The sequence below is a fragment of the Plantactinospora sp. ZYX-F-223 genome (genome assembly GCF_039649625.1).
Classification (GTDB): Bacteria; Actinomycetota; Actinomycetes; order Mycobacteriales; family Micromonosporaceae; genus Plantactinospora.
Window position 1 is genome coordinate 72422 of sequence record NZ_JBDJAV010000040.1, and the last position, 16292, is coordinate 88713.

A 16292-nucleotide genomic window follows, 5' to 3' on the forward strand; every position below is an offset into this window, starting at 1 on the left:
CCGGGAGCCGGATGCGGGCGCCCGACTCCCACCTGCCGGCACGCCGCCGCGAGGCGAGGCCGGGAGGTTCACTGTCCGAAGTGGTTGAAGCCGGCCCAGCCGACCAGGTCCTCCGGATCGATCGCCGGCATCCGCTCGCGCAGCGCCCTCGGCATCCCCGGCGGCACCCGGCGATCCGGGTCGAGCATCCAGAGCTGGGCCAGCCGCAGCGCCTGGGCCGGCCCCTGCCGGTCCACCGCCAGATAGTGGTGCAGCATGTACATCAACAGCGAGGTGGCGTCGTCGGGGACCGGCCAGAGCGAGCCGACCACCGAGCGGGCACCGGCCATCAGGAAGACCGTGGCGAGCGAGTACGCCTCGTCGTAGACGCGTCCGGGTACCGCACTGGAGCAGGCCGCCAGCACCACCGTGCCGAGCCGGAAGCCGCCCGCCGACCGCTGCGCCGCGTCGGTGATCCGCTCGGCGGTCAGCGGCGTACGCCCACCCGGCCCGGCCAGCACCAGGTACGACCGCTCCGGCCCGTCCGGCACCACGGCACCGTGACAGGCCAGGTGCAGTACGCCCCGGTCGGCGGTCAGGGCCGAGCCGAGCCAGTCCAGCACCTCGTCCGGGGTACCCGGCCCGGTCGCCGCGCCCTCGCCGGGCCGGCCCAGGTAGGGCGCGGCGGGATAGAACCTGTTCCGGATCGCGGTCGCCTCCGCCCCGGCATGCGCGAGGTCGTCGGTCGGGTTGCCGACCACCAGGCTCGCCGTGTCGATCGGCACCGGTTCGCGTTGCACGGTGCCGCAGAACATCCGCGCCGACGCCGCGTACGAGACCACCGCGTCCTGCAGGACGTACCGGCCGCCGGGTGACCGGGCGGCGTGCCACGGCACCAGCCCGAACGCCCCCATCGGCACCAGCACCAGCCGGTACGGCCGGGAGAACTGCCGGTCGGCGCAGTTTCGCAGGACCGCCTCCATCGCCGCGTACCAGGCCCAGTCGGAGAGCCGGCGCAGCGCATCGGCGGCCTCCGGCTCGGCCGTCGTCACGTCGACCGGGTCGGCCGGCCCCGCGTCCCGGGTACCGGCCGTGGTCCGCCGGCCGGCGAGCCGGGTGCCGAGGTAGTCGTCCAGGGCGCTGAACCGTGCCCCGAGCATCGTCAGCACCGTCAACTCCGGATCGCCGCGCGCCGGCACCACCACCACGACCGGGGCCCGCTCGCCCGTCGCCGGCACCAGGTACACCAGCGCGTCCGCGCCGGCCGAGCGGAGCGCCTTGGCGATCTCCGCCGGCTCCGGGGGATCGAGCAACTCGATCCGGCCGCCGGCCCCGATCGACTGCTCGTGGTCGAGCAGCGCCCGCATCACCCGCTGGCGCAGCCGGGCCGGGATCGGCACCCCGCCGGCCGCCCCGGAGCGCCACTCGGCGGCGAGGTCCGACCGACCGGCCGCGGCCAGCAGCTCCGGCACGTCCCGGCTGCGTGAGGCGGCCTGCAACACCAGGCCCCGGCAGGCGTCCAGGGCCCGCACCGCCTGCCCCGGCACCCGGTCCGTCACGCACCAGCCGAACACCTCGGTCGCGTCGTCGAGGGCGTCCCGGCCGGCCAGCGCCGCCTCGGCGGTACCGGTCTGCACCAGCGTCCGCCAGGCGTACCCGCGCAGCGCCTGCAACCCGGCCTCCCGGCTGGCCGCCCGGTCGTCCCGGCCCCGGTCGTCCCGGGCTCGGTACGCCCGGCTCAGCCACGACATGGTCGCCGACCAGAGCGGGTGGGCCGGGTCCGCCACGTACGGCCGGACCCGCTCCAGCAGCTCGATGGCCCGTTCGGCGTCGTCGAAGCTGCGCCACGCCTCCAGCCTGGTCATGTACAGACCGGCCAGCAGGACCCGCAGGGTCAGCGCGCTCTGGTCGCCGGCCGGCATCGGGTCGATCCGTTCCCGCAACCGGGTGATCTGCCGGTCGAGCGCCGCCGCGTCGTAACCGGCCGCCGCGCTGCCGGCCCGGGCCAACATGGCGTAGACGTCCAGGGTCGGGTCGGACGGACCGACGTCGGTCCCGGTCACCGTCGAGATCTGCTCGGCGACCTCCTCCAGCAGGCGTGGATCGGGGCTCTCCGAGGTGGCGATGCGGCGCCACCGGTCGGTCAGCGTCAGCAACGGTTCCAGTGCCCTGCGCCGGGCGTCTTCCGCCGGCACACCGGCCAGCCCGGCGCGGAGTTCGGCCGCCGCCGCGTCCATCTCGGACCAGTCGCGGAACTGGAAACCGTGCATCAGCCGGATGGCGGCGTCCTGCAACCGCAGCAGCGCCCGCTGCCGGTCGGTCAGGTCGGCGCGGTCGGCGATCTCCGCGTGCTCCGCCATCGCCCGGGTCAGTCCGCCCAGGTCGTCGCCGAGCTGGGCGCCGAGCTGCCGCAGCCCGCTGAGCACCATGTCGAGGTCGTTGACGGTGCCGCCGGTGGCCGTCCGCCGGGCCTCGGTGAGCGCGGTGAGCGCGTCCTCCAGCGGGCCGGGGTCGCCCGGCCGGGCGGCGAGCATCCCGTGCATGCCGTCCAGGACCAGCATCCGCTGCCGGAACTGCGGATCGTCCGGATACGCCGTCCGCGCGGCGGCGATCAGTTCGGCGGTGCCGGGGTGCTGTGTGAGGCCGTCCTGCCCGGTGGGGAGGACGGTGAGCAGCATGTTGGCGAACCGGGCCCGCTCCGGCGCGGTGACCGGAAGGGCGCGCCAGGCGTCGAGCGCCCGGTCCAGCAGGCGCAGGGACTCCTCCCGGGACGGTGGTGCCGCGTTTTGCCCCGGCAGGGGTGGCAGGACGAGCGGCTCGGCCGGCTCTCCGTCCGGCCCGGACTCCGCCGCCGCGGTGCGGTCGACCTCCGCCCGCATCCCGGCGTACGCCTCGCCGAGTACCGTCCCGTCGTCGGGTCGCGCCGGCAGGCCACGGGTCAGCCGCTCGGCGACCAGCATGCCCCGGATCGTCGTGAGGTTCTCGCGCTCGGCCGCGGCTGCGTCCAGCTCGGCGATCGCCTCGCCCAGTTCGGTCTCTGCCGTGGTCAGGTCGTCGACCTGCCCGCTGTACCGGTAGCGCGTCCAGCCGAGCATCGCCCGGGCGGCCAGCAGGCCGGGGCGGGCCGGGTCGTCGGCGGCGCACCGGTCCAGGGCCACGTACACCCAGCGCCGCCCGACGGCGACGTCGGCGGCTGCCGCCGTACGGTCGCCGGCGGCGAGCAGCAGTGCCGCCCGGTCGTGGTGCAGCCGGGCCAGGCCGTCGAGCAGTTCCGCCGAGAGGTAGGGGTCGTCCGGCGAGTCCTCGGCCGCCAGCCCGTCGAGGTGGTCGACGGCGGCGTCCAGGTCCTCCCGCCGCTGGGTCCGCCGCCAGCGCTCGAACCGGGCCGTCCCGGCCGCCAGCCGGGCGTCGTACCACCAGTCCACCACCGCGTCCGGGTCGTCCCGGGGATCGCGTCCGGCGGCCACCTCCAGCTCGCTGACCGCCCGGTCCAGATCGGTCGGGGCGGCGGCCAGCCCGTACCGTTCGATCAGGGCCTTGCCGAGCCGGTGCCGGGCCGGCCCGACGAGTTCCGGGGCGCATTCCTCCGCGCCGGCCACCTCGGCGGACAACTCGATCACCTGGTTCAGCGCGGTCGGATCGGCGTCGGTGACGTAACGGTCGGTCCAGGCACCACCCAGCCACCAGGCCACGTCGAGGGCGAGTTCGGACTCCTTCGGCAGCGCCTCCCTGGCCTCCTGGAGCGCCGCCATCGCCGTCCGCAGTGCGGCAGCGACCTCCTCCGCCCCGCATTCCGGCCCGCTCGTCCCGCCGTCCGGACCGGCCGGTTCGCGGGGCGGCTGATCGGCCAGGGAGAGGTAGCGCCGCCAGCAGACCCGGGCCACCTCGTAGCGGAGTCCGGCGCGGTGTTGGGCCAGCACGTAGGTCCGGTACTCCGGGTCGGTGTCGAAGGCGGTCAGCTCCGCGCGCAGGTCGGCGAGTTCCCGGGTCAGCTCGGCCAGCTCCGATGCGGGGTCGGGATCCGGCGCGGGAGCGTCCGGGCCGGGTTCGTCGGTGCTCGTCCCGCCCATCATGGCCTCCTGACCCGATTCCGGGCCGGGCCTCCGCCGCCCGGACTCGGCCCGGCCGCGCGAACCGGTTCCGCCACCCGGACCGGCTGAGTCCCGCGCCTGGCGTCGCCTCCTCCGCCAGCGCCGGGCTCGGCGGCGTCCGCCTCGGTCACCTGCTCGGCATCGAGTCGGGTCATCCGGTGTGCGTGCAACGCCGCGCCCTTGGCCACGCCGAGGTCGGGCTCGAACAACCGGGGACGCCAGCCGAACTCGGCGGAGAGCGCGGCGGCGATCATCGGCATCCGGCTCGCCCCGCCGACCAGGAGACAGCGGTCGACGTCCGACACGCCGGCCCGGGCGGCCACGCCGAGCAGCCCGCGCAGCAGGACCAGCGCACGGTCCACCAGATCCCGGGTGGCGGCCTCGAAGTCGTCCCGGCTCACCGTGACGGTGACGCTGTGCCCGGCGTACCGGATCGGGACCCGGTGGACCGGGAAGCCGGACAGTGCCCGCTTGGCCCGTTCGGCGGTCAGCGCCAGCCCGGCCATGAAGACCTCGTCGGCGGCCGGGTCGTCGTCCGGCGCCGCCCGGGCGACGAACTGCTCCAGCAGCAACGCCATCAGCCGGCGGTCCCAGTCCACGCCGCCCAGTCCGGGGTCGCCGTCGGTGGCCAGCACCTGGATGCGCCGCCCCAGCCGCAGTACCGTGCCGTCGAAGACGCCGCCGCCGAGGTCGTACACCAGGGCGGTGCCGCTGCCCACGCCCGTGGCGTTGCCGTAGTGCAGTGCGGCGGCGACGGCCTCGCTGACCAGTGCGAGCGGGCGTACCCCGGCCAGCAGGCAGGACCGCCGCGTCACCTCGCGCTGCCGAGGACCGAAACAGGCCGGTACCGTCACCACCGCCGGCACGCTCCGCCCCGACCACGGCCCCGGCACCGCGCCCCGGACCAGGGTACGGAGGATCAGCGCGCAGACCGCCTCCGGCGGGTACTCGACGTCGTCGAAGCAGTGTGACCGGTTGCCGTCCAGATCCCGTTTGACCAGTGCGACCATCCGGTCCGGCGTCGACTGGCCGGCGACCTGCGCGGCGGCACCGACCAACACCGAGCGACGCGACTCGAAGCACACCACCGACGGGGTGGTCTCCTCGCCCAGCGGGTTCGGCAGGACCATCGGCCGTCCACCGCTGTCCACCATGGCCACCGCGGATCGGGTGGTGCCCAGGTCGATACCGAGCGGAGTCATCTCGTACGCACGCCTTCCGTCACCGCCCGCCCGACCGGAGCGGCGCTCCTTCGACGACCTCTGGTCCGGATGAGTTACCGGCTTCCGCCGAAGGGTTTGTTCGGCACGGGTAAACCAGCGAACCTTTTCGACCCGACGGTGACGATCCGAACCGTAAATGGCGGTGCCGGAGCCGGTCCAGATCGATTCCGCTCTCCTGACTGATCTACCCCGCGCTAATGCCCGAACGGAGCGCCGCACCGGTCGGCGGCACCGACGGGTACGCCAAACGGATCGTGCCGTCGGCAATTCCGCACCTGTTCCTCGGAACGGTACGGCACTTGCGGAACACGGGCGGTCGGGTCGGCCGGGATCCGGCTCCCGCCGCGGTCTGCCGGAACGCAGGAGTCGGAGGCGGTGTGTGAGCGCCGCGGGGTCCAGGTCGAAAAGGCTCATCGGGCCAGTGGTTCGCATCGACGGACGCCGGGCGGGCTGCTTGGATGGGGCGTCGGTGCGATCCCGATCGGCGATTGGGCCGAGGAGAGGGAGCAGGGGAATGACCCTAGAGGACCGTTGGGACTTCTTCATCGCGTACGCGACCGCGGACCGCGCCGCCGCGGAGGAACTGTACGACCTGCTCAGTCCGCCCTTCCGGGTCTTCCTCGACCAGCGGAGCCTGCTGCCCGGCGACGACTGGGACAGCCGGCTGCCGGCGGCGCAGCGAAGCGCGGCGGTCACCCTGGTGCTGATCTCCGGTGGCACGGACCGCGCCTACTACCAGCGCGAGGAGATAGCCCAGGCCGTCGAGCTGTCCCGCCGGGAGGACGGCCTGCACCGGGTCGTGCCGATCCTGCTGGACGAGTCTGCCGGAGCCGCCCACCTTCCCTACGGTCTGCGGCTCAAGCAGGCCGTACCGGTCACCGACGCGGGTGGGCTGCGGCAGGTCGCCGAGCGGCTCCGGGACACCCTCCGGCACTGCCTGGCGCTGCCCCCGGACGAACTGCTGCGCCGGTACGAGGAGCGGACGGTGGTCGAGCGCGCCGTCCGGCTGGTACCCCGGGACGGCTTCGACCCCACCGGCCAGCTCGGCCTGAGCACCCGCAAGTACGTCTTCGTCGGCGACTACGAGGAGCAGCGGCACCGCACCCTGCGGCAGATCCTCGCCAATCTCTGGATCGGGGACGCCTTCGAGCAGGTCGACAACTCCAACGGTCCCTGGCTGGCCCTCACCTTCGACCTGGGCGAGCTGAACCGCCGCAAGATGGACCTGCTGCCGGCGACCTGGAAGGCGGCGTTCCGGATCCTCTCCGACCCGAGCCGGGCGGGGTGTTTCGAGGCGACCGACGAGGAGCGCACGCTGCTCGGCCGCCCGCCCCGGAACTACTACTCCGACGACCAGCAGGCGTGGTATTCGAGCTGCACCATCCGGGAGCGTAGGTACACCCCGTGGGGTACGGACTACTTCATCCGGGAGGTGCTGGGGATCAGTTGGCTCTGCTTCACCGGTACCGGGATCACCCAGGGGACCCGGCGGTCGACGGGACTGCCGTCGCGGGTCTTCTTCGTCCGGAACCTGCCGCTGCACAGCATCGACTACCAGATCCAGGACCTGGGCGTACCCGACGACGACACCGTCCTGGAATAGTCCCCGCGGCGGGATTGGAAGCCTGCCGCGCGGGTACCCGGCGGATCTCCTACGACGGAGGTTGGCAGATGTCGGAGCGGCATACGGTACTGCGCTCGATGCACGATCTCGGCCTGGCTGCCTGGTTCGGCGGCGCCTTGATGGGGGCGATCGGGGTCAACGGCGCGGCGGCGAAGGTGAGCGACTCGAGACAGCGACTGGGGGTCGCCTCGGCCGGCTGGGCCAGGTGGACCCCGGTGAACGCGGCGGCGATCGGCACCCATGTCGCCGGTGCCGCCGGTGAGCTGATCACCGAGAGTCCACGGATGCTCGTCCAGTCCGGGGTGGGCCGGATGAGCGCCGTCAAGACCGGGCTGACGGTGGCGGCGCTGGCGGCGACCGGCTACAGCCGGATGCTCGGGATGCAGTTGGAGAAGACCACCGAGGCGCCGGTGGTGGCGACGACGGCCCCGGAGAACGGCACACCGCCGGGTGTCGCGGCGCGGCAGCGGCAGTTGCGGGTGTTGCAGTGGGTGATTCCGGCCCTGACCGGCGGACTGATCGTGGTCACCGCGCTCGCCGGTGAGCAGCAGAAGCCCGGCCAGGTGGTGCAGGGCATGCTGAACCGGATGAACGGGATCACGTACCGGACCAGGAGCATGCGCGGGATGGCCGGCAAGCAGCTGCGTGGCATGGCCGGCAAGGGCCTGGGCGGGATGGCGGTGGCCAGGGGCATGCGCGGGATGGCCGACAAGGGCATGGCCGTCAAGAACCTGCGCGGCATGGCGACCAAGGCGATGCCCGGGATGGTGGGGATGCGGATCGTCCGGCAGGCGGTCGCGAAACTGCGGCACTGACGGCCCGGCCCGGCGACGTCCGCCGGCCCGGACCGGACTGGCGGGGGAGAGCGTCCGGAAACCCCTGCCCGGGTACGGCGTCTCGCCGATCGCCGAGGGTCCTACCTGCGGGACCGGGCCGTCCCGTACTGCGGGAAGTCCACACCCGACGCCGGGCCCGGGAGCGGCACCGTCCCCGATTACCCCCGCCCCCGCTGCCGCCGCCCGCCGTCCCCGTGACCACGGCGGCCGGGCCCGACCGGAAGCCCGTCCGCCCGGTGTGAACTGCGGAAACGTCCCCGGCATCCGGGGACGTTCCGGGGCGGTCGGCCATAGGTTCTCGGCGCTGTGGTGTCAATGGACTGATGACTGCTGATAGTTCGGTCCGATCGCCTCTGGCATGGACGACGGTCAACGCGGTTACCTCGGACCAGGATCAACCCATGTCCTGGAGGTACGCAGGTGCCGGTCACATCGCCGTCGGAGCCGACGGCCGTACCGCGAGCGGCGGCGGCACAGACCGTCGCCGCCCTGGTCGGTCGCGGTGCCGAGCTGGCCCGGATGGTCGCGCTACTCGACGAGGACAGGTCACGACCCCGGTTCCTGGTGCTGGACGGCGAACCGGGCATCGGCAAGAGTCGACTCGTCGCCGAGCTGGCGCGGGTGGCCGGCGGCCGGAATCGTACCGTGCTGCTCGGTCGGGCGACCGAGTTCGAGCGCTCCCTCCCGTACGGTGTGCTGCTGGACGCGCTGGCCGGCGTACCCGATCATCGGGCCGACCTGCACGCGTCGCTCGACAGCCTCGCGATGCGCGACCCCGACGGCACCGGGCCGGCCACCGCTGCGGTCGAGCGGCACCAGCGGCACCGCCGGCTGCGTGGTCTGGTCGCCGCCGCCGCCCGTCCCGCCGGGGCCCTGCTGGTCTTCGACGACGTGCAGTGGGCCGACGACGCCTCCGTCGAGTTCCTCGGCTATCTGCTGCGGCATCCACCGGACGCCCGGATCACGGTGGTGCTGGCGTTCCGGTCCGAGCAGTGCCCGCCGAGACTGGCCGAGGAACTCGCCCACCTGGCGCCGCTGCCCGACCGGCTCAGGCTGGCCCCGCTGACCGGGGCTGACGTCGACCAACTGCTGCCGGCCGAGCCGGCGTCCCGGCGCCGGCTGCTGCACCAGGTCAGTGGAGGCAACCCGCTCTACCTGGAACTGCTGGCCGGCACCTCGACGCAGGTCCTCGGCGCGCTGCGTCGCGGCGACTTTCCCGACGAGCCGGTGACCAGCGCGCTGCACGGTGCGATGGCGACTGAGATCCGTGGGCTGGGCCCGACCGAACGGCTGGTGCTCCAGGCCACCGCCGTGGTCGGACCCGGCCTCGACATCGGCACGGTCGCCGCCGCGGCCGGGATCGACCCGCACCGCACCAGCACCGCGCTCGACGCGCTGGTCGCCCGGAACCTGCTCCGTCCGGTCGGCGCGGAGCTGGACTTCCGGCACTCGCTGGTGCGTGCGGTGGCGTACTGGCTGGCCGGTCCGGCCTGGCGGCTGGCCGCCCACCGCCGGGCCGCGACCCACCTCGAACGCTGTGGCGCCCCGCTGACGCTCCGGGCCCACCACCTGGCCAAGGCGATCCAGCCGGGTGAGGAGGCCGGCGCCGAGGTGCTGGCCACGGCCGCGATGACCACGATGGGTACGGCACCGAGCACCAGCGCCGGCTGGCTGCGCGTCGCGCTGTCGGCACTGCCGGACGGCCCCGGTCGGGCCGATCGCCGGGCCGAGCTGCGACTGTTGTTCGGCAAGGCGCTCGGGGTGACCGGCCAGTTCGACGAGGCGCGGACCGTGCTGCACGATCTCGTCGCGGTCGCCGGCCCGTACCGGCACGCCGCGGTCGAGCAGCTCGCCGTGCTGGAGCGGCTGGCCGGTCGGCTCGACGTGGCCAGTGCGCTGCTCAGCACCGAACTGGAACGGCTCGGTGCCACCGGCACGCCGCAGGCGATGCTGCGGCTGGAACTCGCGGTGACGGAGATGCTGGCCGGCCGCTGGCGGGCCGGCGCCAGGCACGCCGGCAAGACCGTGGACCGGGCGCGGCAGGGCGGGCACCGGGGGATCGAGGCCGCCGCGAGCACCGTACTGGCCGCCTGCGCGGTCGCCCGGGAGCCGCTGGCCACCGCGCGGCTGCGAGTCTCGTACGCCGCCCGAATGATCGACGCCCTCGGCGACGTCGCGCTCCGGGACGAGCTCGGTGCGATCGCCCTGCTCGCCTGGATCGAGGCGATGCTGGACCGGGTCGACGACGGACTGGCGCACGCGGAGCGGGGCATCGAGGTGGGGCTGCGATACGGGCGGATTCACGTCCACCCGCTGCTCTACGCGGCCCGGTCCGTGCTCTACGGCACGGTGGGCCGGGTCGACGACGCGCTGCGGGACGCCGAGGAGGCGGAGGAGATCGCCCGGTGGCAGGGGGGTGTCGAGGCGGCGACGCTGGCGGCGGCGGTACGACTCCGGCCGCTGCTCTGGCTCGCCGGGCCGGACGCCGTGCGCCCGGCCCTGGAGAGGCTGCGCGGCCGCGCCGCCCCCCGGTCCACGCTGTACCGGGCGGTGGTGCGGACGCACCTGGCCGAGGCGAGTGCGGCGGTCGGCGACGACGCCGGCTGCCAGGAGTTGCTCGCCGACGCGGAGACGTACCGCTGCCTCGGGCCGGCCGAGGCGGGTGTCCTGGTCGTACGGGCGCTCTCCGCCGCCGGAGCCGGTCGGGCCGGATCGGCGGGGGGCGGGCCGGGTGGGATACCGCCGCAGGCCCGGCGCTGGCTGACCCGGGCCGCCGCTGTCGCCGGTGACCTGCCCGGGCGGCTCGGGCTGGTCGGGCTGGCCGGCGCGACGCTGGCCCTGGCGCACGGTGCCCCGGGTGACGCCGTGGCGGAGGTGGCGCCGGCGATCGGTCAGCTCGGCGCGGCCGGCATGCCGGTGGCCGAGGGGCAGGCCCGGATGGTGCTCGCCGAGGCGCGGGTGGCGACCGGTGATCCGCAATCGGCCCGCGAGCAGCTCGGCCGGGCCAAGCAGCTCTTCGCGGCCAGCGGCGCACGCTGGCTGGCCGGGCAGGCGGACCGGGCGCAGCGTCGGCTGGCCGCCCGGCTGTCCCGGCGTGCCGTGCCGGCGGACCAGCCGGGGGCGGCGCCGGACGAGGCGCATCCGTTGGCGCTGCTGACCGCCCGGGAACGGGAGGTCGCCGAGCTGACCGTCACCGGTGCCACGTCCCGGGTGATCGCCCGACAGCTCCAGATCAGCCCGCGTACGGTCGACGCGCACCTGATGCGGATCTACCGGAAGCTCGGGGTGACCTCCCGTACCGCCCTGGTCAGCCTGCTGGCTCGGGGATGACGGGGTCGGCGCTGTCCGAGCCGTTGGAACGCATCGCCGCAGGTTTGGCCAGAAATGATTGCTGGCGGTAGTCAGCGGAGAGGCGGTGTCGACGGCGCCACGAATGGGGTGATCGATGGTGATCCATGGTTTTCACCGCAACAGGCAGACATCGACGCACATCACGCAGGTCATTCAAGAAGAAACGCACCCGGGGTCTGTATCGGAGTGAGCCGGGGACGGCCGCCCGGACGCGGCCGTCCCCCAGGGGTCTTGCGGATGCGGAGGGGATTGCCCGGGGTTCAGCGGTTGGCCGCCCCGCCGCCAGAGGTGGGCTGGACCCGCTCGAACCGTACCCGGCTCAGCCATCCCGGGAGGTCACTGAGCACGTACAGCTCGCCGTGCACGTCGGCGTCGATCGCGGTCGGCTGGATGGGGAAGTTGCCGATCGTGGCGGACTCGTAGCCGCCCGTGGGTTTGGGACGCACGGCAAAGGCAAGGGTCGAGCAGTAGTCGCTCGCGACGTAGGTCCCCCACGCCTCCGGAGTTGCCGACCCTCGGTACACCACGCCGCCGGTCACCGAGCAGCTCTCCGTCATGAAGTGCTCGTACTCGAAGACCGGGTCGGTGTACCGCACGCCCGGCCGGCATTGCTCGGGGTCGAACACCGGGGTGCCCTCCCGGCAGGACCAGCCGAGGTTCGCCCCACCCTGCCACGGGCGGATGTGGTTGATCTCCTCGACCAGGCCCTGGCCGACGTCACCGATCCACAGCGAGCCGTCGACCGGGTCGACGGAGAACCGCCACGGGTTGCGCAGCCCGTAGAGCCAGATCTCCGGCCGCGCGCCGCGCGTGCGGACGAACGGGTTGTCGGCGGGCACGCAGTAGGGCTTCGCCCCGCAGCTGCGGTTGACGTCGATCCGCACGATCTTGCCGAGCAGGGTGCCGAGGTCCTGACCGGCCTTGAACGGGTCGTTCGCGTGGCCGCCGTCGCCGAGGGACCAGTAGAGGTAGCCCTCGCGGCCGAACGCCACCTGTCCGCCGTTGTGGTTGCCGTACTCGGCGTGCTCCTGGGTGAGCAGCACCTGCACCCGCTCCGGAGCGCCGATGGGCACTCGCGCCAGGGTCAGCGCGCCGGCCGGCAGGCTCGTGTAGGCCACGTAGAGGATCCCGGTCCGCGCGAAGTTCGGCGCAGGCGTGATGCCGAGGAGGCCGCGCTCGTTGTCCGACGTGTCGATCCGGGCGGTCAGGTCGAGCACCGGCTCGGCCGCCAAGCCGGTGTCGGGGTGGTAGGCGCGGACGGTGCCGTTCTTCTCCGCGATCAGCATCCGGCCGTCCGGCAGCCCGGTGATCGCGATCGGACGCTGCAGACCGGAAGCCACCTGTTCGGATACCACGGTCAGCTCAGCGAGTGGCACCGCGCGGGTGTGGGATGCGCCGGCCGCGGCGGTGCCGGCCACCGACGCCGGTGGCAACAGGAACGCAGACAGGGCCAGAACGAGCAGCCCGGCCAGCATGGTGGCCGGGCGACAACGCCGTCGCGACATGTTTCAGCTCCTCGAGCAAGTGGGGTGGAGGACGCAATCTGGGAGCGTTCCCACAGTACATCGGCGCCCGCCAATATCCAACCCGCCGTCTTGCCGCCTTTCCGGTCAGAGAAGGGGTATCAGTCGACGGGACGGCAAGGACGCGACCACGATCGCCTCCAATCTGAGCGCGCGGTTGAGCAAGGAAAACGTAGGTCAACCGCTGACTGGCACGGCCACCGGGCGGAGGACCTGACGGGTCTCGCCCGGTCTGCTTCACCACTGGCTGGTGGAGCGGGGCCGGACGCGAGAGGACGTCCGTCCCCCCGGCTGCTCGACCGGCTGCTCGCCCCACCGTCGTGTAGCGACTAGAGGGGGTAGATGTCACCCCGGGCGCCGGGGCGGATCCGCGAGTTGAGTTTGCTGCAGTACGCATAGGACCACGTCGACCCCCGGACGGCGGGTCCGCGTGCGACGGCGCCGTTCTCGCATGGTACCGCTGCGTAGTAGAAAGTCTCGCTGCCAACGCATCGGCCGCCGTAGGTGTACTCGTCCTGCCAGTGCTCCGGCGCACAGAACGCGGCGGCGGCCTGCCCGGCCGCCTGCGCCGGAGCGAATGGGGTGCCGAGCGCCAAGACGGTACCCAGACTGATTCCTACGGCAGCGTTACGCATGATGCGCATGGAATTCCTCCGATCGGCCATTTCGCGCGTTGTGTGACGCCAGAACTATGACGGAGGTCAATACATCCGGAATACACGGCGATTTCCGATAGCCCGCACGCTCAGCGGTCTTCAACCTCCCCTTGCGGTCCGGTGGACCGCGAGGTCGGACGCGGGGCGCGAGCGTCGCGCGGTTCAGGTTGAAAGAGGTTCACTCAGCCGGGCTGAGGAGCGGACAACGCCCATCGCGTGAGCGTCCCGCCGCTGCGCGGCACCGGTCTTGTACGTTCCTGACATGGCAGGTGAGCGGTCCGGTACGACGATCAGCGCCTGGCGGCCGAAGGTGCCGGGGATCGCCGAGGTCTTCCACGCGCACTTCACCGAGCACGCCTATCCGGCGCACACCCACGACACCTGGGACCTGATGATCCTCGACGGGGGATCGGTCGACTTCGCCCTCGACCGGCACCGGCACGGGATGACCGCCGGAAGCACGGTGCTGCTGCTCCCGCCCGGCGTCACCCACGACGGCCGGACGGTCACCCCGGCCGGCTTCCGCAAGCGGGTGCTCTACCTCGACACGACCGTACTGCCGGAGCACCTGGTCGGCAGCGCGGTGGACGGTCCGGTCCTGGACGACGAACTGTTGCGACACCGGATCCACCAGTTGCACACCTCGCTCGGCCACCCCGGCGACGCGTTCGAGGCCGAATCCCGGCTCGCCCTGATCCGGGATCGGCTGCACGAGCATCTCGACACGCTCGCGCCCGTCCCGCCGAGCGGCCGGTCGGACCGGCTGGCCGGCCGGCTGCGGGAGCTGCTGGACTCCAGGATCGCGGTCGGGATGTCCCTGCGGGAGGCGGCGGTGATCCTGGACGCACATCCCAGCCACCTGATCCGGTGCTTCACCCGCAGTTACGGCCTGCCGCCGCACGCCTACCTGACCGGTCGGCGGGTCGACCGGGCCCGCCGGTTGCTGCTGGCCGGGGAGCGACCGGCCAGCGTCGCCGTGGCGGTCGGCTTCCACGACCAGGCCCACCTGCACCGGCACTTCGTCCGGCACCTGGGCACCACCCCGGCCCGCTACGCCCGCCGGCGCGGCGGGAGTTGACGGTCGCGGCGGGGTTCCACAGGAGTCAGCGGTCAGGGCCGATCCCGCCGGCAGACCCCGTGCAGGCGTTCTCCGCGACGACCCGGAACGCCTCGCTGAGCAGCCGGGCCAGGCCCTGGGTCAGCACCGCCGTCTCGTGCTCGGGCTGCTGACCCGAGGTGGCCGGGACACCGGCCCGGCGTAGCTGTGCCAACCGGGTGCCGGCGGCCGGCACCAGTTCGTCGGTGACCGGACGGAGCCGGTCCAGCACCTCGCCGAGCAGCCGCAGCGCGGCCAGCACCGGTACGCCGGCCTGGTGCAGGTCGAGCGCGGGTTGCACGGCCCGGGGGCGGGCCGTGCTGACCGAGCCGTCCTCGGCGCGCACCAGCACGCCGTGCCGGGCGAGGCTGTGCAGCAGGGCGGGGTGCTCGGCGGCCAGCCGGTTCAGTGCGGTCGCCAGCGGTTCGGCGGGCGGGGGCGCCGGGTGGCGTACCCCGAGCATCGCCTCGATGGCGACCAGGTTGAAGCCCTGCCGTTGCAACGACTTGATGCTCTCCAGCCGGCGAACGTGGCCGGCGCTGTAGTAGGCGGTCCGGCCGTACCGGGCGGGTGGCGCGAGCAGACCGCGGGCCTGATGCGCCCGGATGTTGCGCGGTGACATCCCGACCAGGCGGGCGAGGGCGTCGATGGTGTACCGCGGGGTCGCCGGTGCCGGGCCGGCGCGGTCGCCGAGCTGGGGCACAGTAACCGTCACGGCCACTCCTCACGTCCTGGGGCGATTCGAACGTACCGATGCGACCCGGCGCGGGGTATTGGTGAAATTACTACCGTCGTCCGGTGGGCGCGACCGGTGGCGGTGAGCGGGGTCAGGAGTGGTCGGGGCCACCGGCCGGTCCGCTCAGCGTCACCGCCGTCTCCGGCAGCAGCGCGGGTACGAGCGCCTGCGGCAGGTTGCCCCGGAGCAGCCGCTGCGGCACGTCGTACTCCTCGCAGTGCAGGGCCGGGGGGGGGGAGCCGCAGCCGGCGCGGTTGCGTTCGAACCAGTGCCCCGTGCCGACCGGGTCCCCGGCCTGGTGCAGGCTGAGGGCGGCGAGGAATCCGCAGAGCCGGAACGCCCCCTCCGGGGGGCCCAGCGGGCGCGGGGGACTACCCACCGCACGGCGCTCGACACCGCTCATTCCGGGACGGTCGGGCTCACGGCACCAGCCCGAGTACGACCGCCGCCACCCAGAGCACGGTCAGGGCGGCCAGGGCGAGTCCCGTGTGGTTTCCGAACCGGGCGAGCAGGTAGCCGACCGGTCGGCGGGTGGTGACCCGGCTGACCACCGGACCGGCGGGCCCGGCAAGCACATCGACCCGGTGCAGCACCAGGTGACCGTCGCGGCTGGCCCGGCCCCTGAACCGGACCACGTCACCGGGGCGGAGTTCGGCGCCGGACAGCTCTCCGGGCAGTACCCCGGCCAGGGTCTCGTTGCCGAGGGTCCGGATCCGGAACCGGCGTACGGTCAGCGGGTGGCCGCTGGCCGGGAGGCGGAGGCTCCGGCGTACTCCGGCCGGTGGCTTCGACGGCTTCCCGGTCGATCCGTGCCGCCGGCCCGGCCGGAGCGGGGTGCCGGCGGGTGGCCTCCCGGTAAACCGTCCGAGGGCGAGCCGGGGGAGCACGATCAGCGCCGCGAGCCCGAGCAGGGCCCGGCCGAGCAGTGTCGCGGTGTCGGCCGCGCCGGCCACGGCGTACCCGGTGGCCAAAACGCCGACCAGGAACGTCACGGCGACCAGCGCGGGCGGGCCCCAGAACTCGTGGTAGTCGGTGTCGACCGAGACCGCACCCTCGACGACGCCGACGACGTCGCCGGAGCGCCGCCCCGACCGGTCCGGCCCGGCTACCGCACCCGGGCTGCCGGCCGGCGGCTGCGGACCGGGTGGCGGTTGCGGACCGGGTGGCGGTTGCGGAC

8 protein-coding genes and 2 pseudogenes are annotated in these 16292 nt (G+C 73.6%); 4 read left to right on the forward strand and 6 right to left on the reverse strand.

The window, feature by feature from the left end; translation table 11 throughout:
• Window positions 1–68: 68 nt before the first annotated feature.
• Both AAH979_RS32200 and AAH979_RS32205 read right to left on the reverse strand, forming a co-directional pair.
• The gene (locus AAH979_RS32200) at window positions 69–4049 is read right to left on the reverse strand and encodes a CHAT domain-containing protein (protein ID WP_346261900.1); all 3981 of its coding nucleotides are present in this window, start codon (window positions 4047–4049) and stop codon (window positions 69–71) included.
• Window positions 4049–5272, reverse strand: a complete 1224-nt coding sequence (locus AAH979_RS32205) for an Hsp70 family protein (protein WP_346261901.1) — start codon at window positions 5270–5272, stop codon at window positions 4049–4051. The genes AAH979_RS32200 and AAH979_RS32205 overlap by 1 nt, the downstream gene beginning before the upstream one ends.
• Before the next feature lie 535 nt (window positions 5273–5807).
• Here AAH979_RS32205 and AAH979_RS32210 point away from each other — a divergent pair.
• From AAH979_RS32210 to AAH979_RS32220, 3 genes are all read left to right on the forward strand, one after another.
• A complete protein-coding gene (locus AAH979_RS32210; RefSeq protein WP_346261902.1) occupies window positions 5808–6896 on the forward strand; it encodes a toll/interleukin-1 receptor domain-containing protein in 1089 nt (362 codons plus the stop codon).
• A gap of 68 nt (window positions 6897–6964) precedes the next feature.
• On the forward strand, window positions 6965–7732 hold the full coding sequence (locus AAH979_RS32215) for a hypothetical protein (RefSeq protein ID WP_346261903.1): 768 nt from the start codon (window positions 6965–6967) through the stop codon (window positions 7730–7732).
• 441 nt (window positions 7733–8173) lie between these two features.
• Window positions 8174–11083: an AAA family ATPase gene (locus AAH979_RS32220; protein ID WP_346261904.1), complete on the forward strand. Its 2910-nt coding sequence runs from the start codon at window positions 8174–8176 to the stop codon at window positions 11081–11083.
• Window positions 11084–11364: 281 nt separating this feature from the next.
• Here AAH979_RS32220 and AAH979_RS32225 read toward each other — a convergent pair whose 3' ends face one another.
• Window positions 11365–12609 carry a PQQ-dependent sugar dehydrogenase gene (locus tag AAH979_RS32225; RefSeq protein ID WP_346261905.1) on the reverse strand — a complete coding sequence of 415 codons (1245 nt, stop codon included), beginning with the start codon at window positions 12607–12609 and terminating at the stop codon, window positions 11365–11367.
• Window positions 12610–13545: 936 nt separating this feature from the next.
• Here AAH979_RS32225 and AAH979_RS32230 point away from each other — a divergent pair.
• Window positions 13546–14361 carry an AraC family transcriptional regulator gene (locus tag AAH979_RS32230; protein ID WP_346261906.1) on the forward strand — a complete coding sequence of 272 codons (816 nt, stop codon included), beginning with the start codon at window positions 13546–13548 and terminating at the stop codon, window positions 14359–14361.
• 25 nt (window positions 14362–14386) lie between these two features.
• Here the strand turns inward: AAH979_RS32230 and AAH979_RS32235 are convergent, their stop codons facing one another.
• The 3 genes and pseudogenes from AAH979_RS32235 to AAH979_RS32245 all read right to left on the reverse strand — a co-directional run.
• Complete coding sequence (locus AAH979_RS32235) at window positions 14387–15094, reverse strand: MerR family transcriptional regulator (protein ID WP_346261907.1); 708 nt, start codon at window positions 15092–15094, stop codon at window positions 14387–14389.
• A gap of 112 nt (window positions 15095–15206) precedes the next feature.
• Window positions 15207–15479: pseudogene (locus tag AAH979_RS32240) on the reverse strand (glycoside hydrolase family 15 protein); the annotation flags it as partial.
• A 55-nt stretch (window positions 15480–15534) separates the two neighbouring features.
• Window positions 15535–16292, reverse strand: a pseudogene (locus tag AAH979_RS32245) (hypothetical protein); the annotation flags it as partial.

What these genes read in the sequence shown, in the direction of transcription:
- AAH979_RS32200 (WP_346261900.1), bottom strand. Translation starts at nt 4,049, where the DNA reads ATGGGCGGGACGAGCACCGACGAACCCGGCCCGGACGCTCCCGCGCCG.
- AAH979_RS32205 (WP_346261901.1), bottom strand. Translation starts at nt 5,272, where the DNA reads ATGACTCCGCTCGGTATCGACCTGGGCACCACCCGATCCGCGGTGGCC.
- AAH979_RS32210 (WP_346261902.1), top strand. Translation starts at nt 5,808, where the DNA reads ATGACCCTAGAGGACCGTTGGGACTTCTTCATCGCGTACGCGACCGCG.
- AAH979_RS32215 (WP_346261903.1), top strand. Translation starts at nt 6,965, where the DNA reads ATGTCGGAGCGGCATACGGTACTGCGCTCGATGCACGATCTCGGCCTG.
- AAH979_RS32225 (WP_346261905.1), bottom strand. Translation starts at nt 12,609, where the DNA reads ATGTCGCGACGGCGTTGTCGCCCGGCCACCATGCTGGCCGGGCTGCTC.
- AAH979_RS32230 (WP_346261906.1), top strand. Translation starts at nt 13,546, where the DNA reads ATGGCAGGTGAGCGGTCCGGTACGACGATCAGCGCCTGGCGGCCGAAG.